The organism is Ruegeria sp. AN11 (genome assembly GCF_056536005.1).
The window spans coordinates 1,260,148-1,280,681 of record NZ_JBQFJD010000001.1 but is presented as its reverse complement, the minus strand read 5'-3'; the positions used below and the strand labels follow the sequence as shown (position 1 = coordinate 1,280,681).

Genomic DNA, 20,534 nt, shown 5'->3' with positions numbered 1-20,534 from the left:
CTCCAAAGGTTTATTTCCGCATTACCTTACAATATAGAAATTGCAAGGACAGGCGACAAGGACAAGACTATTGGAGCGAGCGTGTTTTGCCTCGGATCCGGGCCGCGCAAGGGGGCGGCTTGTTCCCGAGGAGGAAAGCAGTTTCCGGTCATGCTTTCAGCGCGACCGGGACAGGATCATTCATGCCAGCGCGTTTCGACGCCTCAAGCACAAGACGCAGGTGTTTGTTGAGCATGAGGGTGACAGCTATCGCACGCGCCTGACCCATTCCATCGAAGTCGCTCAGGTCGCGCGCACGATTGCTGGCGCGTTGCGGCTGAACCCCGAACTGACCGAGGCCGTCGCGCTGGCCCATGACCTGGGGCATACACCGTTCGGGCACACCGGCGAGGACGCATTGCACGCTTTGATGAAACCCTATGGCGGCTTTGATCATAACGCCCAAGCCATTCGGATCGTCACGAGGCTGGAGCGCCATTATGCCGAGTTTGATGGTTGCAACCTGACCTGGGAATGTCTGGAAGGCATCGCAAAGCACAACGGCCCGGTTGTCGGTGACCTGCCGTGGGCACTGGCGGAATGCAATCAGGGTTTCGATCTTGAACTGCACACACATGCAAGTGCCGAGGCGCAGGTTGCAGCGCTGTCGGATGACATTGCCTATAACAACCACGACCTGCTGGATGGCTTGCGCGCAGGTTTGTTTTCGGACGATGAAATCCTGCAACTTCCTATCGTCGGCGATTGCTACTCGGAAGTGGATCAAAAATACCCGGGTCTGGACGCGTACCGTCGTCGGCATGAAGCGCTTCGGCGGGTCTTTGGTGTTATGGTCGCTGATGTCATCGACACATCAACCAAACTGATTGCGGCTTCCGGCGCGCAATCGGTCGAGGATACTCGCAACCTTGGCTATCCGGTTGTGCGGTTCTCGGACGACTTGTGGGCGCGGCTCCGGGAAATCCGGGCCTTCTTGTTTTCGCGCATGTATCGCGCGCCCAGCGTCATGAAAGTGCGGGCCGAGGTCGGCAAAGTTGTCGAAGACCTGTTCCCCATCTACTTGAGCGATCCGAAACAGATGCCCGCGCGCTGGCACGAGGACATCGAAGCCGCCCAAGGTGAAACCGCGTTGGCGCGCATAGTCTCGGACTATATCGCCGGTATGACGGACCGGTTCGCCTTGCAGGATCACGCAAGGCTGACCGGTGTTTCAGCTACGAAGGACTGACTACTCGACCCCGATATAGGCCAGCGCCCAGACCTGTTGCCCGGATTGTGTCTGGGCTAGGTCGGCGTCATCGGTGGGCGGGAATACGATCATAGTGGGGCCATATCCGCCGATCCCCATTGGTGCGCCATCTGCGCGGGTTGCAACAATGGGCTTGTGGGCGGCGATGCTGTCCCACGCAATTTCGGCTTGATAGCCGTCCATGGCCATGGGCCTTGCTGTTCTGCCTTCCGCACCCGCCATCTTCATCACGTCCGACAGAAGCGGCCCTGAAAAGGCAATCTCTCGCTTGTTTCCTTCGCGGCCATAGGTGATTGAAATCTCGGTCTGTTCCAGCGCATCCAGCATTGCGGCATCAAAGCCTGCGCCGCCATCGTGCTGGACCTCGAGGTATCCCAGCAATCCGCCGTCATTTTCGCTGCGCGCGGGCAGGTTTGTCTGGGATACCGCACCGCCCAGGGTCAGCAACACGTGGCCTTGGGGCGAAGGCATATCCGCCCAAACCGGCAGGGATGTTGTCAGCAGCAGGGCAAGGGGCAGGGCAAGGCGCATAATTGGTACTCCTGTTGGTGGTTTTTGCCGACATTAGCCCGGTTCACGTCTAAACCAAGCCTAAACTGATCGCTTCCATTGACCTTGCCGCTTTGCGTGGTAAACCGCCGGGCAAGCAAAAGGACATCCGAAATGAACCTGTTTTCCGAGATCCGCGGCCTCGTTCTGGACGCGCTGGCACAGATGCAGTCCGAAGGCGCTTTGCCAGAAGGGCTGAGCTTTGACAACGTGGCGGTCGAACCGCCGCGTGACGCCGCGCATGGCGACATGGCGACGAATGCAGCGATGGTGTTGGCGAAGCCGGCCAAGATGAAGCCGCGCGACATTGCCGATGTGCTGGCCGGGAAACTGGCGGCGGATGACCGGATCACAAGTGCCGAGGTCGCCGGGCCGGGCTTCCTGAACCTGCGGCTGGCTCCCGCTGTCTGGCAGGGCGTTCTGGCTGCCGTGCTGGAAAAGGGCACAGACTATGGCCGTTCGACCATGGGTCACGGGCAGAAAGTGAACGTGGAATACGTGTCCGCAAACCCCACCGGTCCGCTGCACGTGGGCCATACGCGGGGCGCGGTATTCGGTGACGCTCTGGCAAGCTTGCTGGCCTACTCGGGTCATGATGTGACGCGTGAGTATTACATCAACGACGGCGGCGCGCAGGTCGATGTGCTGGCGCGGTCTGCCTACGAGCGGTATCGAGAAGCCAACGGACTGAGCCCCGAGATCGCTGAAGGGCTGTATCCCGGGGATTACCTGATCCCGATTGGTGAGGCGCTGAAAGACAAATACGGCGACAGCCTGATCGACAAGCCGGAAAGCGAATGGCTGGAAGAGCTGCGCGAGTTCGCAACCGATGAGATGATGGATCTGATCCGGGCCGATCTGAAGGCGCTGGGCGTCGAAATGGACGTGTTCTTCTCGGAGAAGTCGCTCTACGGTACAGGCCGGATCGAGGCGGCGCTGCAATCGCTGACTGACAAGGGCCTGATCTACGAAGGTGTGCTGGAACCACCCAAGGGCAAAAAGCCCGAGGATTGGGAACCGCGCGAGCAGACCCTGTTCAAGTCGACCGAGCATGGCGACGACGTCGATCGCCCGGTCAAGAAATCGGACGGCAGCTGGACCTATTTCGCCCCGGATATCGCCTATCACTATGACAAGGTGAGCCGCGGCTTTGATGCGCTGATCGACGTGTTCGGTGCCGACCACGGTGGCTATGTCAAGCGGATGAAGGCGGCTGTGTCGGCGCTGTCCGACGGCAAAGTGCCGCTGGATATCAAGCTGACCCAGTTGGTGAAACTGTGGAAGAATGGCGAGCCGTTCAAGATGTCAAAACGGGCAGGGAACTTTGTCACACTGCGCGATGTGGTCGATCAGGTTGGGCCAGACGTGACCCGCTTTGTGATGCTGACCCGCAAGAACGACGCGCCGTTGGATTTCGATTTCGACAAGGTGCTGGAACAGAGCCGCGAGAACCCCGTGTTCTACGTCCAATACGCCCATGCCCGGGTCATGAGCGTGCTGCGCCGCGCAGCCGAGGCGGCGATTGCCACGGATGACGCGACCCTTGCCGGGGCGGATTTGGGCAAGAACGACCATGCCTCTGAACTGACGGTCGCCAAAAAACTGGCCGAATGGCCGCGTCTGGTGGAAATCGCCGCGCGTACCAACGAGCCGCACCGGGTTGCCTTCTACCTGTACGAGCTTGCGGGCGACTTCCACGCGCTGTGGAACAAAGGCAATGACGAAACCCAACTGCGCTTTATCCAGGATGGCGATGTTGCCACAAGCCAGTCGAAAATCGCTTTGGCCCGGGCCGTTTCTGTTGTGATTTCAGCGGGCTTGGGTATTCTTGGCGTCACTCCGGCGCAGGAGATGCGGTAACCAACACCGCCCGAACCGCCGGATCGAGGCAGACAAGAAATGACCCGCGCGCCACGTATTAAGGCGCATTCGGGCGGTGAGGCGGAAATGACGAGTTACGATTACTCGGGGCAGTCAGGCCCCGGGCACATGCATTACACGAATCAGGCGCATCCCGAAGATGGCTATGATTTTTCCGACGACATGCAGGACTATGATGCCCCGCACAGTGCGGTTGGACTGGGCCGGATCGTAAATGTGCTTGGTGCGGTCGCCTCTCTGGCGCTGGTCGCCGGTGTCGCTGTCTGGGGTTACAAACTGATCATGCGCGATGTCAGCGGGGTCCCGGTGGTGCGCGCTGTCGAAGGACCGATGCGTATCCAGCCGGAAAACCCGGGTGGAACACCCGCCGATCACCAGGGGCTTGCTGTGAACGCAGTTGCCGCGCAAGGCTCGGCCGCCGCGCCGGCTGATCGCCTGATCCTTGCACCGCGTCCGGTTTCATTGGCGGACGAGGATGCTCCGATGGGCACCTTGAAGCCGACAAAGGCCGTACACCACATCGAAGAGCCGATCTCGGATCAAGAGGCCGCGCGGTTGCGGCAGGGCGCAGTTGACGCGCTGGTTGCCGAGCTGGCCCAGGAAGCTGCCAGTCCCGGTCAGGTGGAAGAGGAAGGCGTGCAATTGGCCTCGCTATCCACGCTAGATGACGAGCCCGCCATTGATCCGGCCGATCTGGCCGCACAATTGCCGGATCCAGAACTGGCGGTTCTGCCCGGCGTTCGCAGATCTCTGCGTCCGGTGGTGAGACCAGCGCGCGCGGTGCATCGCGGTGTGCTTGCGGACAGCCAGACCGAAGCCGCAGTCAATGCCGCCGTCAAAGCGGCGGTCGGGTTGGATGTTGATCCGAATGCGCTGCCGAAGGGTACCCGGATGGCCCAGCTGGGGGCCTACGAAAGCGTTGAAGTCGCGCAGGCGGAATGGGGCCGGATGAGCGGGCGCTTTGATGAGTATATGGATGGAAAGCAAAGAGTTATCCAGAAAACCTCAAGTGGCGGTCGGACATTCTATCGCCTGCGCGTTCTGGGGTTCGACGATCTGAGCGACTCGCGTCAGTTCTGCGCGGCGCTCCAGGCACAGGGGGCTGACTGCATCCCGGTTGCAGTACGGTGACATTTGGTGCCGCGATCACCGATGCCGAAGGCCTGCGTCTGACGCCTGATGAAAAGAGCCTGTTCCGTCAGATGAACCCCTTTGGGTTTATTCTGTTTGGCCGCAACATCGACACCGCAGATCAGATCCGTGCCCTGTGCGATGATTTCCGCGAGGCGGTGGGCCGCAACTGCCCCATCACAATCGATCAGGAAGGCGGCCGGGTTCAGCGCTTGCGCTCGCCTTTGGCCAGGGAATGGATGTCCCCACTGGACCACGCCAGCCGCGCTGGCGATCAGGCCGAACGCGCCATGTACCTACGCTATCGTCTGATTGCGAATGAGCTGTTCGAGTTGGGGATCGACAGCAATTGCGCCCCGATGGTTGACCTGGCCCGCGACGAAACGCACCCGTTTCTGAAGAACCGCTGCTACGGCACTGATCCTGCATCGGTTTCGAAAATTGGCAAAGCCGTGGCGCAGGGGCATCTGGATGGTGGTGTCCTGCCGGTTGTCAAGCATATGCCGGGGCATGGTCTGTCGACATTGGACAGCCACCATGACCTGCCGCATGTGGATCTGGAACAGGCCGAACTAGCACAGGCCGATTTTGCACCGTTTCGCGCGCTGAACGACCTGCCAATGGGGATGACCGCGCATCTGGTCTACGACCGGATCGATCCACAACCGGCAACGATTTCGCCGACGATGATTGGGCTGATCCGCAACAAGATCGGTTTTGATGGCCTGATCATGACCGACGATATCTCGATGAAGGCGCTCAGCGGCGCGCCCGAAGAAATTGCCGGTCAGGCACTGGCCGCAGGGTGCGATGTGGTTCTGCACTGCAACGGGTCTTTCGAAGCCCGCGCCAGTGTGCTTGAAGCCGCCGGAGAGATGACCGGGCAGGCGCAAACTCGCGCTGAACGGGCGCTGGCGATGCGCAAGGTGCCTCGGGAACTTGACATCCCCGCGGCCGAGGCGGAACTATCTGCCCTAATGGGCGGGCAGGTGTATGAACGATAACCTTTTCAGCGAAGACCCGGTCTCGGTCGCGGACCGGCTGGCAGCCGAGGCGCTGATCGTTGACGTCGACGGGTTCGAGGGCCCGTTGGACGTGCTGCTGACCTTGTCGCGGACGCAAAAGGTCGATCTGCGCAAAATCTCGGTTCTGGCGCTGGCGCAGCAATATCTGGCCTTTGTCGAAAAAGCCCGTGCGCTGCGGATCGAACTGGCTGCCGATTATCTGGTCATGGCCGCCTGGCTGGCGTTTTTGAAATCCCGACTGTTGTTGCCCCCTGACCCGGATGATGAAGGCCCCTCGGGCGAGGAACTGGCCGCCCATCTGGCGTTCCAGTTGGAGCGTCTGCAGGCCATGCGCGACGCGGCCGCGCGTCTGATGGCGCGCGACCAGCTTGGGCGCGACTTTTTCAAACGCGGGCAGGGCGAGGATGTCACCCGCATCCGCACCGTGACGTACTCAGCGACGCTGCTGGACCTGATGCAGGGCTATGCGCGTATCCGGACCCGCGACGAGTTCCGCCCGTTTGTGATGGACCGCGACGCCGTATTCACCATGGAGCAGGCGCTTGAGCGGATGCGTCCCCTGATCGCGTTCGCTGGCACCTGGACAGATATGGAGACCTATCTGCCCGAGGGCTGGAATGCCGACCCGATGCGGCGGCGCTCTGCCACGGCGGCAACGTTTGCAGCCTCGCTGGAACTGGTGAAAGAAGGACATATGGAGATCAAGCAGAGCGAAACCTTTGCTCCGATCCATCTGCGCAAGAGGACTGACACTCGTGACTGACGCCCCCGAAGACGAAGGCACCGGCACCCTGTTCGAAGCGCCGCCCCTGGCGGAACAGGAACGTATGGTCGAAGCCGTGCTTTTCGCCAGCGCCGAACCGGTGACCATCGCCGATCTTGAGGCGCGCATGCCTCACGGCAGCAACGCCGCGCAAGCTGTTGAATTGTTGCAGAAACGTTATGAGGGGCGGGGCGTGCGCGTGGTGCGTGTGGGCGAAGCCTGGGCGATCCGTACCGCCCCCGATCTGGGTTTTCTGATGCAGAAGGAAACGGTCGAGACCCGCAAACTCAGCCGTGCCGCGATTGAGACGCTGGCCATTGTGGCCTATCACCAACCCTGTACCCGAGCCGAGATCGAGGAAATTCGCGGCGTTTCGGTATCACGCGGAACCATCGACCAGTTGCTGGAAATGGAATGGATCAGGCTGGGCCGTCGCCGCATGACACCGGGTCGACCGGTGACATTTGTTGTGACACCGGAGTTTCTGGATCATTTCGGGCTTGAGAATGCCCGCGATCTGCCGGGCCTCAAGGAATTGCGCGCCGCCGGTCTGCTCGAGAACAGGCCCCCTCCGGGCACGATCCCGCTGGGTGAAGGGCGCGAAGAAGAGGCGGACGACGAGCAGACCGGGCTGTTCGAGGGCGAGTAGGCAGGACGCCCATTTGTTGCCGCATGGATCGACTAGGTTAAGGGCAGAAAACGGAGTTAAGCAATGAATGCTAATCGGATCATCGACATGATCGTGCGTCAGGTCATGCGCCGGCTTGTCACGCGGGGCGTGGACATGAGCTTTGATATGGCCGACCGGATGACCCGCAAGCCCGGGCAGACAAATGATGCGCCCCGCGACCCGGAGGCCGACCGTCACATGCAGGAAAGCGCCAATCGGCAGGCGCAGGGCATGAAACAGGCTCAGCGCATGACCCGGCAGATGCGCCGGTTCATGAAGTTCTGACCGTTAACCGACTGCTTTGAAATGCTTGGACAGTTTCAACCCCTGTCCTTGATAGTTCGAGGCGATCCCGGCGCCGTATAGCTGCGTCGGCATCTCGGACATTTTTTCGTACACCAGACGCCCGACGACCTGCCCGTGTTCCAGAACGAAGGGCGCTTCGTGGCAACGCACTTCAAGAACGCCGCGCGATCCTTCGCCACCGGCGGCGGCGTGGCCGAAACCAGGGTCGAAGAAGCCGGCATAGTGCACGCGAAACTCTCCGACCATCGCCAAGTATGGGGCCATTTCAGCGGCGTACATAGGTGGGATATGAACCGCCTCGCGACTGACGAGGATGTAGAATGCGCCCGGATCAAGGATGATGCAGCCATTTCGGGTCCGCACTTCTTCCCAGTAATCCTGCGGGTCATATTCACCGATGCGATCCAGGTCAATCACGCCGGTATGGGGTTTGGCCCGATACCCAACCAGATCAGTGTCCGGCAATTGCAGATCGACCGAAAAACCCAGCCCGTCCTGAATCACCGCAGGGCCATCGACCAGCGGCGATTCAGCGTGCAGCGCAGTCAATTCCGCGTCGCTCAGCACGGCCTGACCCTGACGGAAGCGGATCTGGTTCAGGCGCATCCCCGGACGAACGAGAACCGAGAACGAGCGGGGGCAAATCTCAGCATAAAGCGGGCCGGAATACCCCTTCAGAACCCGGTCGAACTCCGTGCCTTCGTCGGTGATGGTTCGGGTCAGCAGGTCCAACCGCCCGGTCGAACTTTTGGCGTTGGCCACGGCGCTGGTGTCGGCAGGCAGGGCCAGCGACTCCATCAGTGGCACCAGATAAACGCATCCCTTTTCCAGAACGGCACCGTCGGTAATGTCGATCCGATGCATCTCGAACTCGGCCAGACGATCCGCGACTGTGCGTCCTTCACCCGCCAGGAACGAAGCGCGCACCCGGTAAGCCACTGTTCCAAGACGCAAATCCAGGCTGGCAGGTTGGATTTGCGCTGGAAGGACATCGGGGTTGGCGGTAATCTCACCGCGCGCAATCATCGCCTCGATCTGCTGGTTCGGGCATACGCCTGTCATTCGGATCCCCCCTGATGCCAGAGCGGGATCTGGCCTGTCTGCCATAAACGTCGGTGTGATTTGGTCGGGCTAGCAGGACTCGAACCTGCGACCTTCCGTCCCCCAGACGGACGCGCTACCAGGCTGCGCCATAGCCCGACGTTGAGGTGTTCATAAAGACTTTCCCGGCAGGGGCAAGAGGAAATCATCGCCTTTTTTCTTATCCTGCCGATCGGTTTTCTATTCTGTTCAACAGTGCGCGCAGTTCATTTGCGACGGGGGCGATTTGCTTCAGCAGGTCCTCGTCAAACTCGGTCCTGTTCCAGGCTTGCGATGCGATACCGCCCAGCAAAGGTGCCTCATCCAGATATTCTGGTTCGGCCTGCCTAGCGGCTTCCGAGCCGTTTGTTGCCGGGGCTTCCGCCGCTTCGGGCCGGGCCGAAACTTCCGGGGTAACGGAATCGCCGTCGCCCAGATCAAGATCAATCTGACCGGATGGCGGGACGGGGGGAGCCGTGAACGGAACGACGGTGCCGTCCTGAGTGACCACATCCGCCTCGGCCGCATCCTCGAGCGGCTGAGACAGCGAGGCCACATGCGCGACACCCTGTTCGCGCAGGATACGCTGAACACCTTTGATGGTGGTCCCATCTTCGTGCAGAAGCTTCTTGATGCCACCCAGCAGCCGCATGTCATTGGGGCGGTAATACCGGCGGCCACCAGCACGTTTGACAGGTTTGACCTGCGTGAAGCGGCTTTCCCAGAACCGCAAAACATGAGCCTGAACGCCCAACCAGTCCGCAACTTCACTGATGGTGCGAAACGCGTCGGGGGACTTGCTCATAATCGTGGCGTCCTGAACTTACTTGCGATTCCCTGCGGCGACGCGATCTTTCATCAGATGCGACGGACGGAAAGTCAGCACGCGGCGCGGCTGAATGGGAACCTCTTCACCGGTTTTGGGGTTGCGGCCGATACGGGCGGTTTTGTCGCGAACGCTGAAGGTACCGAAAGATGAAATCTTCACCTGTTCGCCACGCACCAGTGCGTCGGACATGTGGTTCAGCACGCTTTCGACCAGCTGCGCGCTTTCATTGCGTGAAAGGCCAACTTCACGAAAGACGGCCTCGCTCAGATCCATTCGGGTCAGTGTTTTGTCGCCCATGCCATTTCCCCTGTTGATAACAAAGCATAGGGGTAGGGCAAATTCGCTGTCAATATCAATGAATTGCAAGCGGACATGTAAGCCGAATTGCGCCTGTTACCAGCGCAGGACTACAGCACCCCAGGCGAGACCGCCGCCAATTGCTTCGGTAACGATCAGGTCGCCGGGTTTGATTTGGCCACGCTTCTTGCCGACCGACAGGGCCAGGGGAATCGAGGCTGCAGATGTATTTCCATGATCCTGAACTGTGACAACGACATTTTCCATGGGCAATCCCATCTTCTTGGCCGTGCCCTGAATGATGCGGATATTGGCCTGATGCGGGACGATCCAGTCCACGTCGGCACTGCCAAGCCCGGCTCGCTCAAGCGCGGTGTTCGCTGTTCCGGCCAGCTTTTCGACGGCATGGCGGAACACCTGATTGCCTTGCATCCGCAAATGGCCGGTCGATTGGGTGGATACACCACCATCGACATAGAGCAGATCCTTGTAGCGCCCGTCCGAGTTCAGGTCGGTCGCCAGAATTCCACGGTCCTGCGCCGTGCCTTCACCTTCCTGTGCCTCAAGTATCAGCGCACCGGCGCCATCTCCGAACAGCACACAGGTCGACCGGTCGGTCCAGTCCATGATTCGCGAAAACGTCTCGGCGCCGATCACCATAACCCGCTTTGCCTGACCGGCCAGGATCAACGCGTTCGCATTGCCGAGCGCAAAAACAAACCCGGCGCAAACAGCCTGCACATCGAAAGCAAAACCACGGGTCATGCCCAGTCCGGCCTGCACCATTGTAGCAGCGGACGGGAAGGTCAGATCGGCGGTCGAGGTCGCCAGAACAATGGCATCGATATCATCGGCGGTCAGACCGGCATCATCCAGCGCAGCAGTTGCTGCCTTGATGGCCAGATCGGATGTCGTCTCATCATCGGCGGCAAAGTGACGGCGTTCGATTCCGGAACGGGTGCGAATCCACTCATCCGTTGTATCCAGCGTTTTTTCGAATTCAGAGTTCGGGACCACGCGTTCCGGCAAATAATGCCCGATACCAACTACAACTGAACGGCCTGCCATTTTGTAGGTACTGCCTTTTTTGTTATTCTTCCGCCTGGGGCGGAGTATGCGCGGCATCTTGTGCAAGCTCGGCTGTGGATGCAACCCGTGCCGCCAATTTTTCAGCGAAACCCGACTCGGCCAGGGTGAACGCCAGTTTGACGGCTGCCGAGACACCCGTGGCATCCGCTCCGCCATGCGATTTCACGACCGTCCCGTTCAGGCCCAGAAACACGCCGCCATTCACGCGACGGGGATCAATGCGTTTCTTCAGGCGTTGCAACGAGGTGATCGCAAGAACCGAGGCCAGCCGGGACAGGGGCGAATACTTGAACGCCTCGCGCAGCAGATCGCCAATCAGGCTGGCTGTGCCTTCTCCGGTCTTGATGGCGACATTGCCGGTAAAGCCATCGGTTACAATGACATCCGCCTTGTCACCGGGGATATCACTGCCTTCGACGAATCCCACAAATTCGAAATTCGCCTGCTCTGCGAATTCCGTGATCATGGTGTGGGCTTCTTTCAGTTCGGCGCGGCCTTTATGTTCTTCGGTCCCCACGTTTAGCAGGCCGATGCGGGGGCGACCAAGCGCCATGCCATTGCGCGCGTAGGATGCGCCCATCAGTGCATATTGCAGCAGATCCTTTGCGTCGGCGCGGACATCCGCCCCGACATCCAGCATCACGTTGAAACCCTGTGGGTTGCGCGAAGGCCACAGAATGGCGATGGCAGGGCGGTTCACGCCGGGCAATTTGCGCAGGCGCATCATCGACAACGCCATCAGCGCGCCGGTATTGCCGCAGGACACCGCGCCATGGGCATCGCCCTCGCGGACCGCTTCCAGCGTCGACCACATCGAGGTCTGCTTGCCGTTGCGCACCACTTGGCTGGGCTTGTCCTCCATCGTGACCACGTCCGGGCGATCACGAAAAACGACGCGCCCTTCAAGGACACGCCGTTTGGCAACCAGTCTGCGCAGCTCTTCTTCCGGCCCATGCAGGATAAATCCGATGTCCGGGTTCTTACTTGCCGATTTGGCAATACCCGCGACAACGGCAGCGGGCCCTGCATCACCACCCATAGCATCAACCGAGATGATGATCCGGTCGTTTTGCGTGGGCTGATCCGTCATGCCTGGGCCTGCGTCCTGTCAGGCTTAGGCCGCGTCTTCGTCCAGATCGATTTCGTCGGCTTGTGCGACGACTTCGCGATCATCATAGTGGCCGCAGGATGCACAAACGTGGTGCGGGCGCTTCAGCTCACCGCAGTTCGGGCATTCGTTCGGGTTTGCAGCAACCAGAGCGTCGTGTGCGCGGCGGTTGTTGCGACGCGACTTGGAAACTTTGTTCTGTTGGACGGCCATGGTCTCAACCTTTGTCTACTATGGGCCGACAGATTCGCTGTGGCCGGGGTTTCATTCTTCGTTTTCTCGTGGTTTGACGCGCGTTTAGGGGACGAGCCCCGCAATGTCCAACCCAAATTCCGATGAGCGCGCGAAAATACTGCGATTCTCGTCATGTTCAAGCGATTTTTCTGAGCGCCTGCTATGACAGGAAATCACTCTCGTGTCACTCGTCTTTTTTCATCGCATCGCGCAAACCGGCCAGTCCGGCGAACGGCTTGACGTCCTTATCCGTCATCGCCTGTTTGCCCGGCTCAGTATAGTCAGCTTGCCCCAGTTCAGCGCCGTCCTTGCGCGGGTATTGGGGCAGGGCCAGCGACAGCGCCTCGATCATGATCGCTTGCGGATCGATTTCAGCGCCCAGCGGTTCGGTTTCGTCCCCTTCGGGAATTTCGAACTCTTCTTCGTCCGGGTCGCTCCAGTCGGCCAGAAATACTCGTGTGACCGGGATATCGATCCGGGTTGTCACCGGATCCAGCGAGACGACACAGGGCTGAACGACCGTCGCGCCGAGCTTGCCGCTGACCACCCAGTCTCGCTTTCCCTGCGCGCGCACGTCTCCCTTGAAGCTGAGTTTGCGCAGCCCCAGCAGCCCAAGTTCGTCCTTGATTGCCGCTAATGATTGGGTCCCGGGGCGCAAATCAAACGGCGTCGGCGTATTTTGCGGCAGGTCGGCCACCCGCAGAGATGTATGGTTGCTCACTTCATGGCCCTTTCCTGTGTTGAACCGAGGCACCGGTTTCTGTAATCGGATAGAAGCCGCAAGAGGCCAAGGCAAGAGGGTGCAGATGTTGAAGATCGTGAACAGGTTCAATCCGGCGTCAAAGACGCTTGTCTTTGCTGCGTGCCTGGCAACCCTGGGTGCCTGTACGGCGACCTACAAAAACCACGGCTATATTCCACCGGCCGAAGAGCTGGCAGAAATCAAAGTTGGCGTAGACACCCGCGACAGCGTGGCCGAAGCGGTCGGCGCGCCCACCTCGACCGGTGTAGTTCGGGATTCGGGGTACTACTATGTGGCGTCGCGTGTCCGGTTTTACGGCCCCAAGAAGCCCGAAGTGGTATCGCGAGAGTTGCTGGCCATCAGTTTCGACCAGCGGGGTGTTGTGCGAAACATTGAACGTTTTGGCCTGGAGGATGGAATCGTAGTGCCGCTGGAGCGCCGCGTTACCGAATCCAACATCGAGGACCAAGGGCTTATTCGCCAGCTGATCGGTAACATTGGCAACTTCAACCCGGCCAACATCCCGGGGGCAACAAACTAAAGTTCCGCCAAACTTGCGATGGTCACACGACAGTCACACATTGCATGGTATCGATACGGCAAGTCGATTTCGGGTCAGCAACCGCGGAGGATGCGACCATGGCACTTTTGCTCGGTAGGGGGCGGTATCGCGCCCGTCTTGCGCAGTCACCGCAGGACGTTGCGGCGGCGCAGCGACTACGGACACTGGCTTTTGGAACGGGGCAGACCGATCAGGACGATTTCGATCCGATCTGCGCGCATATACTGGTTGAAGACGTGCGAAACTGCGGGCAATTGGTTTGCTGCTTCCGCATGCTGACAATGAACAGCGGCGCTGAAATTGGGCGCAGCTATTCCTCGCAATTCTATGACCTTTCGGCGCTTGAAGGTTTCAGCGGGCGGATGGTTGAGATGGGGCGGTTCTGCATACATCCCGACTGTTTCGATCACGACATACTGCGCGTCGCATGGGGGGCCATGACCACTTATGTGGACGAGAACGAGGTCCGGATGCTGTTTGGCTGTTCCTCTTTCGCGGGCACCGAGACGGCTGAGTACCTGGACGCATTCGCCATGCTCAAACATCGCCATCTGGCACCGAAGCGCTGGTTGCCCCGGGTCAAGGCACCGGATGTTTTCCGCTTTGCCGCGCGCCTGCGGCGCAGGCCGGATGTGAAGAAGGCGATGCTGCGGATGCCGCCTCTGTTGCGGACCTATCTGATGATGGGGGGCTGGGTCAGCGATCATGCGGTGGTGGATCGGCACATGAACACGTTGCATGTGTTTACCGGGCTTGAGATCGGAGCGATACCCCCGAGCCGCAAACGTTTGCTGCGAACCGTGGCCGGGTGATTTGAGTATTTTGGAAAAGGTGAAGCGGGGGCGTTGACGCGTCCCGTCAGCCGGTTTAGCTGGCGGGCATGGCGAGAATTCCTTTGTTGCAGATGTCCGGTATTTCCCTGACGTTCGGGGGTGATCCGGTGTTTTCCGGGCTTGATCTTGTGGTCCAGCCCGGTGATCGGGTGGCCCTTGTCGGGCGCAACGGATCAGGCAAATCCACATTGATGAAAGTGATGGCGGGTCTGGTCGAGCCTGATCACGGCGAAATCGTTGTGCCGCCCGGAAAATCGGTTGGGTACATGGAGCAGGACCCGACGATGGAAGGGTTCGCAACGCTGGGCGATTACGCGTCCAGCGGATTGGAGCCGGGCGAACTGTACAAGGTGGAACGCGCCGGTGAGGGGTTGAAGTTCGACCCGTCACGCGCGGTTGAGACCGCCTCGGGCGGCGAGCGGCGGCGGGCGGCGCTGGCCAAGCTGATGGCCGAGGCCCCGAATCTTATGTTGCTGGACGAGCCGACCAACCATTTAGATATCGAAGCGATTGGGTGGCTTGAACGCGAGCTGGGGTCAGCGCGGGCGGCTTTTGTCCTGATCTCGCATGACCGTGCCTTTTTGCGCGCGCTGACGCGGGCGACTTTGTGGATTGATCGCGGGTCGGTGCGGCGGCAGGAACAGGGGTTTGACGCGTTCGAGGTGTGGCGGGACAAGGTCTGGGAGGAGGAAGACCAGCAACGCCACAAGCTGAACCGGCTGATCAAGTCCGAGGCGAAATGGGCAGTTGAGGGCATTAGCGCCAGACGCAAGCGCAACCAGAGTCGTGTGCGTGCCTTGCAGGCGCTGCGGGCGGAGAAAGCAGCGCAGATCAAACGTCAGGGCGCTGCCGCCATGTCATTGGAATCCGGCCCGAAATCCGGCCGAAAGGTGATTGTGGCCGAAGGGCTGGCCAAGAGCTTTGGGGATACGCAGATCGTGCGAAATTTCGATCTGCTGGTTCAGCGCGGTGACCGTGTGGCCTTTGTCGGGCCCAATGGTGTGGGCAAGACGACGCTGTTGAAGATGCTTCTGGGACAAGAGGCGCCGGATGAGGGCGCGGTCAACCTGGGGACCAATCTGGAGATCGCGGTTTTCGATCAGACACGGGCGCAGCTTGATCCCGAAATGACCTTGTGGGACAGCCTGACCGGTGATCCGGACATGCGGGTGTCGGGCAAGGCTGATCAGGTTATGGTCGGCGGCCAGCCCAAGCATGTGGTTGGCTATCTCAAGGAATTTCTGTTCGACGAGCGGCAGGCGAGAGCAGCCGTTAAGTCTTTGTCTGGTGGGGAAAAAGCACGATTGCTGTTGGCGAAGCTGATGGCAAAATCATCGAATCTGCTGGTGCTGGACGAACCGACCAACGATCTGGATGTCGAGACGCTGGACCTGTTGCAGGAACTGCTGGACGACTATGATGGCACGGTTTTGCTGGTCAGCCATGACCGGGACTTTCTTGATCGCGTGGCCACCACTACCATCGCGATGGAGGGTAATGGGCGCGCCACGGTCTATGCTGGCGGCTGGTCGGATTACATCGCGCAACGCGGCGACGTGATCGATAAGAAAGAAGAAAAATCAAAACCTTCAAAGGCAAAGGTCAAGCAGGAAACGAAGCCGAAATCGGGACTGTCCTTCTCGGAAAAGCACCGGTTGGAAAAGCTTCCGGCCGAGATCACGCGCCTTGAGGCTGAGATTGCCAAGCTGGAAGACCTGATGTCCGACCCGGAGCTGTTTACCCGCGAGCCGGTCAAGTTTCAGAAAGCCACCGATGCGCTGGTCGAGCGGCAGGAGAAACTGTCCGCCGCCGAGGAAGAATGGCTGATGCTGGAAGAAAAGGCCGAGGGCACTTAGTACTGTTTTGTACGTCCCGCCATCCCGGGTGTGTTTGATTTGTACCAAATTCCTGCGGCCGTATTCGGTGCATCAGCGCATGCGCAGCGCGCCGTCGATGCGGATGACTTCGCCGTTCAGGTAACCCATCTCGACGATGAATCCAGCCAGCCGCCCGTATTCACGCGGATCACCCAGACGGGGCGGATTGGGCACGTCGGCGGCAAGCTGCTGCTGCACCTCTTCCGGCAACCCGGCCAGCATCGGGGTCATGAAGATACCGGGCGCGATGGTCATGACGCGTATGCCGGTCGAGGCCAGATCACGGGCCATGGGCAGGGTCATGCCCACCACACCACCTTTGGAGGCAGCATAGGCGGCCTGACCTTTCTGACCGTCGAAAGCCGCGATCGACGCCGTGTTGATGATCACCCCGCGTGCGCCGTCGGGTTCGGGTTCGTTCCGCGCCATCTCGGTTGCGGCGAGACGTGACACGTTGAAGGTGCCGACCAGATTGATGTCGATGGTTCGCTGGAACGCGTCCAGCGGGTGGGGGCCATCCTTGCCGACCGTCTTGATGCCATAAGCGATACCGGCGCAGTTCACGGCGGCCGTGATCTTGCCCATCTTGTCCGTGGCCAATGCGATGGCAGCAGAGACCGAGGCCTCGTCAGTTACATCCGTATTCGCAAAGTGCCCATTGATATCCTCTGCCACCTGCGTTCCCCGGTCGGCGTCCCGGTCCAGAATCGTGACCTGAGCACCGTTTTCGGCAAAATAGCGGGCAGTGGCTTCGCCCAATCCGGATGCGCCGCCGGTGACGATCGCGGCTGTGGTGGACAATTGCATGGCGGGTTCCTCTGCGGTGATTTGAACGTGCGTTCATTTAATGGGAAGAGGCTATGCCTGTCCAGTCGTGTGTGCAGGAAGGTCCGTTTCCGTCCCAATTGGGTAGTGTATCGCCTGACGGGTGGTTTCACTCGGCGGCTGAGACGTCAGGAATGGTTGCTGTGACAACGTCCGAAGCTTTGATCTTGTAGACTGAAGGCGCGAGTTCGCTCTGAGACTGTCGGATGAAGATTTCACCTGTCACCCAAACCGGGTCCGCAGATATGTCGACGCCTTCCGGATACTCAACAGAAATTACCTGATCAGGAAGTGGTGCGGTTGGATGCCGGCACGTCTGAGACAACAGTGGCACCAACAGGAAGTCTTTCACGTCCTTGAATTCAAACTCAACGGGATGAGCGTACCCGGCAATGAGAACAAGGCCGCCTTCCAGGTCAGAGTTCCCCGGCACGCATTCGGCAATCTGCATCGATAGCATGCGATCGCTTAAGTCTCTGGGCAGGCAACTTGGGTTTGACAGGTATTCATCCAAAAACTGAGCGCACTCGACAAGGCGGCCTTCGCGAAGATCAGACCATGAAATCTTCTGCGGCTCGGACTGTGCTGCCAAACCGGTCAGAGAAACAAAGAAGACTGAACATACCGGAAGCCTAATTGTCATTCTGACCGTGTGAAACAGTGAGCGGGCTTTTGTAATCCGGTTCGGTCAGACCCTGTTTACGCATCGCAATGCCGGTCAGGCATTCCCTGATCGTTCGATTGGCATTCAAAGCCGAAACGTAGGTTGGGTCCATCAACGGAGCCAGTTCGACAATTTCGAACCCAATCACATTCGACTCGGCGCAGAGACGACGAATTATCGGAAAGATCTCGCGCGGCATCAGGCCGCCAGGTTCGGGCGTTCCCGTGCCGGGGACAAATGCCGGGTCAAAAGTGTCGATGTCGAAAGAGATATAGATAAACTCCGGCCCGTCATTTGCTTCGACAATGACGTCTTCCATAACCGCGTCCCAGCCGCGATGTTCGATCTCGGCCATGGTATGATAGCGGAATTGGTTGGTGCGCATCCACTCAAACGCTTTTTCATCCGGGTAGTATCCGCGCAATGCGACTTGAATGAAGTTTTTGCCCTCGACCAAGTCTTCTTCGATCAACCTGAAAACAGGCATGCCATGGTTGATCAGGTGTCCAAAGCCATACTTTCCGGCATCGTAGTGTGCATCGAAATGAACGACGCCCACATTGCCTTTTCCATAAACGTCCGTCATCGCAGCGACGTTTGGGTACATCAGTGAATGATCACCACCAACAATAAAAGGTATCACATGGCTGCCGTCAGCGTGTTGCACTGCCGCTGCCTGACCAACAAAAGAACGGACCGCATGAATTGTGCGCTCGGTGCTCATGATGTCGTTCGGGGCGTTTCCGTAGTCAACAACTGTCATTTCCTGCAGCGGATCAACCATGACGTGCATATGCGGCTGCCGCGCCCCACGGCCGAGATACAACGAGGAGTTACGAACTGCATTCGGACCGCGCGACGCCCCGCGTGCGCCGGTCCCCATGTCAGTAAAGGCACCCATGATGGCGACGTCAACTTCAGCAGCGGCTAGATCGCCGGGCGTGAATGCTAACGGTTGGTGCAAGAAAGTTGGGAGTTGCATATAGCCTTGACCAGGGAAACGCTGAGGGTCGACAACCCCGGGTTCTCGTCCTTCACGCTCTCCTTCAAAACTTGGCAAAGGAGTGCGCCATGCATTGTAAGTTGGATCTTCAGTGTCCAAAGGAATAGCGGGTTGTTCCCCCTCACGGATCGGTGCTTGGGCACCTTCGAATTCATGACCATAAATTTGAGCGTTTGCGGAACTTGCAAAGGCAACGCACAAAATAGCGAGCGTGAATTGGAGACTTTGAAACACCGGAGGCTCCTCCCTTGGTTTTGGCTGAACCGAAACTATCGCCGAAACTGCGGATTTTCGCAAATTCTGGCTCGGGCGTGTCCTTTGCACTGGGATTTAAGGCCTTTTGTCAGCATGTTTTTCCTCCTGCAAATCCAGAGTTTCTTTTCCAGACTTGCGACCTTGTCCACTTAGCTGGCGCTCCGCCCATGGTTAAGCTTGGCGGTCAAACGAAAACGGCCACCGGTCAGATGGCCGCTTCGAAGAATTGTATTTGTCTTCAGCCCAGCTGCACCAGCGCATGACGCTTTTTTCCGGCGCTCAGCTTGATCGGTGAAGACAGCGCGCCTGCGTCGATCATCAGGCCCGCATCCGTCAACGGTGCGTCGTCCAGTTTGGCGCCGTTTTCGGCGATCAGGCGTTTGGCTTCCTTGCCCGATTTTGCCAGGCCGGATTTCACGATGATCTGCACGATGGACATGCCGTCGCCCAGTTCATCCACGCTGAGGGTCAGGGTGGGCAGATCACCTCCGACACCGCCTTTTTCGAAAACCTCGCGGGCGGTGGCTTCTGCCGTCGCGGCGGCGTCGGCCCCATGCAGCAGCGTGGTGACTTCGTTGGCGAGACGGATTTTGGCCTCGTTGATCTCGGACCCGGCCAGCGCGCCCATGCGGTCGCATTCCTCGACAGGGAGTTCCGTGAAGATTTTAAGGAAGCGGCCCACATCTGCGTCGGTGGTGTTGCGCCAGAACTGCCAGAATTCGTAAGCGCTCAGCATGTCGCCGTTCAGCCAGACCGCGCCGCCCTGCGACTTGCCCATCTTGCGGCCATCGCTGGTCGTCAGCAGCGGCGTGGTCAGGCCGTAAATCTCCTGATCCAGAACCCGGCGGGTCAGGTCGATGCCGTTGACGATGTTACCCCACTGGTCCGAGCCGCCCATCTGCAGAACGCAGCCATAGCGGCGGTTCAGTTCAAGGAAGTCGTAGGCCTGCAGGATCATGTAGTTGAATTCGAGGAAGGACAGCGATTGTTCACGATCCAGCCGTGATTTCACCGATTCAAAGCTCAGCATCCGGTTGACTGAGAAATGCCGCCCGATATCGCGCAGGAAATCGAGGTAGTTCAGACTGTCCAGCCATTCGGCATTGTTCAGCATCAGCGCGCCGGTTTCGCTGTCGTCATAGGACAGGTATTTGGCGAAAACCTGCCTCATGCCCGCGATATTGGCGTCGATCTGTTCGGGGCCCAGCAGAGGGCGCTCGTCCGAGCGGAACGAGGGATCGCCCACCTTGGTCGTGCCGCCACCCATCAGGGTAATCGGCTTGTGGCCGGTCTTTTGCAGCCAGCGCAGAACCATGATGTTCATCAAATGGCCCACGTGCAGCGACTGCGCTGTGGCGTCATATCCGATATAGGCAGTTTGCACCCCGCTGATCAGCGCGTCGTCAAGGCCCTGATAATCGGTGCAGTCGGCGAGAAAGCCGCGCTCGATCATCGTGGCGATGAAATCCGATTTGGGGTGGTAGTTCATATCGTGCCCTCGGGGTTGATGTTGCGGGGCACTGTATAGGCGGCGGGATGAGTAAGGGAAAGGCACCTTTTTC

The 20,534-nt window shown here is 59.3% G+C and carries 22 protein-coding genes and 1 tRNA gene; 10 read left to right on the top strand and 13 right to left on the bottom strand.

Annotation, left to right across the window (positions count from 1 at the left end; all coding sequences use genetic code 11):
- Positions 1 to 70: 70 nt before the first annotated feature.
- A complete protein-coding gene (locus tag ACR3EQ_RS06310) occupies positions 71 to 1,228 on the top strand; it encodes a deoxyguanosinetriphosphate triphosphohydrolase (protein WP_170610482.1) in 1,158 nt (385 codons plus the stop codon).
- Here ACR3EQ_RS06310 and ACR3EQ_RS06305 read toward each other — a convergent pair whose 3' ends face one another.
- Positions 1,229 to 1,780 (bottom strand): molybdopterin-binding protein, encoded by a 552-nt coding sequence (locus tag ACR3EQ_RS06305; protein WP_170610485.1) that lies wholly within the window; start codon positions 1,778 to 1,780, stop codon positions 1,229 to 1,231.
- A 132-nt stretch (positions 1,781 to 1,912) separates the two neighbouring features.
- On the opposite strand from ACR3EQ_RS06305, the gene argS reads away from it, so the two are divergent.
- The 6 genes from argS (at position 1,913) to ACR3EQ_RS06275 (ending at position 7,553) form a co-directional block, all read left to right on the top strand.
- Positions 1,913 to 3,658 carry an arginine--tRNA ligase gene (gene argS / locus ACR3EQ_RS06300; RefSeq protein WP_480490117.1) on the top strand — a complete coding sequence of 582 codons (1,746 nt, stop codon included), beginning with the start codon at positions 1,913 to 1,915 and terminating at the stop codon, positions 3,656 to 3,658.
- 39 nt (positions 3,659 to 3,697) lie between these two features.
- Positions 3,698 to 4,810, top strand: a complete 1,113-nt coding sequence (locus ACR3EQ_RS06295; RefSeq protein WP_480490115.1) for an SPOR domain-containing protein — start codon at positions 3,698 to 3,700, stop codon at positions 4,808 to 4,810.
- The gene (gene nagZ, locus ACR3EQ_RS06290; RefSeq protein ID WP_170610492.1) at positions 4,807 to 5,814 is read left to right on the top strand and encodes a beta-N-acetylhexosaminidase; all 1,008 of its coding nucleotides are present in this window, start codon (positions 4,807 to 4,809) and stop codon (positions 5,812 to 5,814) included. The genes ACR3EQ_RS06295 and nagZ overlap by 4 nt, the downstream gene beginning before the upstream one ends.
- A complete protein-coding gene (locus ACR3EQ_RS06285) occupies positions 5,804 to 6,598 on the top strand; it encodes a segregation and condensation protein A (RefSeq protein ID WP_170610495.1) in 795 nt (264 codons plus the stop codon). Before nagZ ends, ACR3EQ_RS06285 begins: the two co-directional genes overlap by 11 nt.
- Positions 6,591 to 7,247, top strand: coding sequence for an SMC-Scp complex subunit ScpB (scpB, locus tag ACR3EQ_RS06280; RefSeq protein WP_480490113.1), 657 nt, complete (start codon positions 6,591 to 6,593; stop codon positions 7,245 to 7,247). The genes ACR3EQ_RS06285 and scpB overlap by 8 nt, the downstream gene beginning before the upstream one ends.
- A gap of 63 nt (positions 7,248 to 7,310) precedes the next feature.
- Positions 7,311 to 7,553: a hypothetical protein gene (locus ACR3EQ_RS06275; protein ID WP_170610500.1), complete on the top strand. Its 243-nt coding sequence runs from the start codon at positions 7,311 to 7,313 to the stop codon at positions 7,551 to 7,553.
- A gap of 3 nt (positions 7,554 to 7,556) precedes the next feature.
- On the opposite strand, the gene ACR3EQ_RS06270 is transcribed toward ACR3EQ_RS06275, so the two are convergent.
- The 8 genes from ACR3EQ_RS06270 to ACR3EQ_RS06235 all read right to left on the bottom strand — a co-directional run bounded on the left by ACR3EQ_RS06270 (position 7,557) and on the right by ACR3EQ_RS06235 (position 12,932).
- Entirely contained in the window at positions 7,557 to 8,636 is a 1,080-nt protein-coding gene (locus ACR3EQ_RS06270) for a 2'-deoxycytidine 5'-triphosphate deaminase (protein ID WP_480490112.1), read from the bottom strand.
- Between the two features lie 61 nt (positions 8,637 to 8,697).
- Positions 8,698 to 8,774 (bottom strand) — tRNA-Pro (locus tag ACR3EQ_RS06265).
- Positions 8,775 to 8,835: 61 nt separating this feature from the next.
- Entirely contained in the window at positions 8,836 to 9,459 is a 624-nt protein-coding gene (locus ACR3EQ_RS06260) for a MerR family transcriptional regulator (protein WP_170610507.1), read from the bottom strand.
- Positions 9,460 to 9,477: 18 nt separating this feature from the next.
- Complete coding sequence (gene ihfA, locus ACR3EQ_RS06255) at positions 9,478 to 9,780, bottom strand: integration host factor subunit alpha (protein ID WP_008755922.1); 303 nt, start codon at positions 9,778 to 9,780, stop codon at positions 9,478 to 9,480.
- Between the two features lie 96 nt (positions 9,781 to 9,876).
- Entirely contained in the window at positions 9,877 to 10,848 is a 972-nt protein-coding gene (locus tag ACR3EQ_RS06250) for a beta-ketoacyl-ACP synthase III (RefSeq protein WP_170610510.1), read from the bottom strand.
- Positions 10,849 to 10,870: 22 nt separating this feature from the next.
- Complete coding sequence (gene plsX, locus ACR3EQ_RS06245) at positions 10,871 to 11,959, bottom strand: phosphate acyltransferase PlsX (RefSeq protein WP_480490109.1); 1,089 nt, start codon at positions 11,957 to 11,959, stop codon at positions 10,871 to 10,873.
- A 24-nt stretch (positions 11,960 to 11,983) separates the two neighbouring features.
- On the bottom strand, positions 11,984 to 12,190 hold the full coding sequence (gene rpmF / locus ACR3EQ_RS06240) for a 50S ribosomal protein L32 (RefSeq protein ID WP_008756996.1): 207 nt from the start codon (positions 12,188 to 12,190) through the stop codon (positions 11,984 to 11,986).
- A gap of 205 nt (positions 12,191 to 12,395) precedes the next feature.
- A complete protein-coding gene (locus tag ACR3EQ_RS06235) occupies positions 12,396 to 12,932 on the bottom strand; it encodes a YceD family protein (RefSeq protein ID WP_480490107.1) in 537 nt (178 codons plus the stop codon).
- Between the two features lie 85 nt (positions 12,933 to 13,017).
- On the opposite strand from ACR3EQ_RS06235, the gene ACR3EQ_RS06230 reads away from it, so the two are divergent.
- The 3 genes from ACR3EQ_RS06230 (at position 13,018) to ACR3EQ_RS06220 (ending at position 16,204) form a co-directional block, all read left to right on the top strand.
- Positions 13,018 to 13,494, top strand: a complete 477-nt coding sequence (locus ACR3EQ_RS06230; RefSeq protein ID WP_170610518.1) for an outer membrane protein assembly factor BamE — start codon at positions 13,018 to 13,020, stop codon at positions 13,492 to 13,494.
- A gap of 98 nt (positions 13,495 to 13,592) precedes the next feature.
- Positions 13,593 to 14,327 carry a GNAT family N-acetyltransferase gene (locus ACR3EQ_RS06225; protein ID WP_480490105.1) on the top strand — a complete coding sequence of 245 codons (735 nt, stop codon included), beginning with the start codon at positions 13,593 to 13,595 and terminating at the stop codon, positions 14,325 to 14,327.
- A 68-nt stretch (positions 14,328 to 14,395) separates the two neighbouring features.
- The gene (locus ACR3EQ_RS06220; protein ID WP_480490103.1) at positions 14,396 to 16,204 is read left to right on the top strand and encodes an ABC-F family ATP-binding cassette domain-containing protein; all 1,809 of its coding nucleotides are present in this window, start codon (positions 14,396 to 14,398) and stop codon (positions 16,202 to 16,204) included.
- 72 nt (positions 16,205 to 16,276) lie between these two features.
- Here ACR3EQ_RS06220 and ACR3EQ_RS06215 read toward each other — a convergent pair whose 3' ends face one another.
- The 4 genes from ACR3EQ_RS06215 to tyrS form a co-directional block, all read right to left on the bottom strand.
- The gene (locus ACR3EQ_RS06215; RefSeq protein WP_480490101.1) at positions 16,277 to 17,032 is read right to left on the bottom strand and encodes a 3-hydroxyacyl-CoA dehydrogenase; all 756 of its coding nucleotides are present in this window, start codon (positions 17,030 to 17,032) and stop codon (positions 16,277 to 16,279) included.
- Positions 17,033 to 17,159: 127 nt separating this feature from the next.
- A complete protein-coding gene (locus tag ACR3EQ_RS06210; RefSeq protein WP_480490099.1) occupies positions 17,160 to 17,501 on the bottom strand; it encodes a DUF3299 domain-containing protein in 342 nt (113 codons plus the stop codon).
- Positions 17,502 to 17,682: 181 nt separating this feature from the next.
- A complete protein-coding gene (locus ACR3EQ_RS06205; protein WP_480490097.1) occupies positions 17,683 to 18,951 on the bottom strand; it encodes an agmatinase family protein in 1,269 nt (422 codons plus the stop codon).
- 259 nt (positions 18,952 to 19,210) lie between these two features.
- Entirely contained in the window at positions 19,211 to 20,461 is a 1,251-nt protein-coding gene (gene tyrS / locus ACR3EQ_RS06200; protein ID WP_170610530.1) for a tyrosine--tRNA ligase, read from the bottom strand.
- Positions 20,462 to 20,534: the final 73 nt, after the last annotated feature.

Bases quoted from the DNA above. Each gene is read 5' to 3' on its own strand.
- ACR3EQ_RS06215 (WP_480490101.1), bottom strand. From the start codon at position 17,032: ATGCAATTGTCCACCACAGCCGCGATCGTCACCGGCGGCGCATCCGGA.
- ACR3EQ_RS06220 (WP_480490103.1), top strand. From the start codon at position 14,396: ATGGCGAGAATTCCTTTGTTGCAGATGTCCGGTATTTCCCTGACGTTC.
- ACR3EQ_RS06230 (WP_170610518.1), top strand. From the start codon at position 13,018: ATGTTGAAGATCGTGAACAGGTTCAATCCGGCGTCAAAGACGCTTGTC.
- ihfA (WP_008755922.1), bottom strand. From the start codon at position 9,780: ATGGGCGACAAAACACTGACCCGAATGGATCTGAGCGAGGCCGTCTTT.
- tyrS (WP_170610530.1), bottom strand. From the start codon at position 20,461: ATGAACTACCACCCCAAATCGGATTTCATCGCCACGATGATCGAGCGC.
- ACR3EQ_RS06270 (WP_480490112.1), bottom strand. From the start codon at position 8,636: ATGACAGGCGTATGCCCGAACCAGCAGATCGAGGCGATGATTGCGCGC.
- ACR3EQ_RS06275 (WP_170610500.1), top strand. From the start codon at position 7,311: ATGAATGCTAATCGGATCATCGACATGATCGTGCGTCAGGTCATGCGC.
- ACR3EQ_RS06225 (WP_480490105.1), top strand. From the start codon at position 13,593: ATGGCACTTTTGCTCGGTAGGGGGCGGTATCGCGCCCGTCTTGCGCAG.
- rpmF (WP_008756996.1), bottom strand. From the start codon at position 12,190: ATGGCCGTCCAACAGAACAAAGTTTCCAAGTCGCGTCGCAACAACCGC.
- ACR3EQ_RS06295 (WP_480490115.1), top strand. From the start codon at position 3,698: ATGACCCGCGCGCCACGTATTAAGGCGCATTCGGGCGGTGAGGCGGAA.
- ACR3EQ_RS06260 (WP_170610507.1), bottom strand. From the start codon at position 9,459: ATGAGCAAGTCCCCCGACGCGTTTCGCACCATCAGTGAAGTTGCGGAC.
- ACR3EQ_RS06210 (WP_480490099.1), bottom strand. From the start codon at position 17,501: ATGCAGATTGCCGAATGCGTGCCGGGGAACTCTGACCTGGAAGGCGGC.
- ACR3EQ_RS06305 (WP_170610485.1), bottom strand. From the start codon at position 1,780: ATGCGCCTTGCCCTGCCCCTTGCCCTGCTGCTGACAACATCCCTGCCG.
- argS (WP_480490117.1), top strand. From the start codon at position 1,913: ATGAACCTGTTTTCCGAGATCCGCGGCCTCGTTCTGGACGCGCTGGCA.
- plsX (WP_480490109.1), bottom strand. From the start codon at position 11,959: ATGACGGATCAGCCCACGCAAAACGACCGGATCATCATCTCGGTTGAT.
- ACR3EQ_RS06285 (WP_170610495.1), top strand. From the start codon at position 5,804: ATGAACGATAACCTTTTCAGCGAAGACCCGGTCTCGGTCGCGGACCGG.
- ACR3EQ_RS06250 (WP_170610510.1), bottom strand. From the start codon at position 10,848: ATGGCAGGCCGTTCAGTTGTAGTTGGTATCGGGCATTATTTGCCGGAA.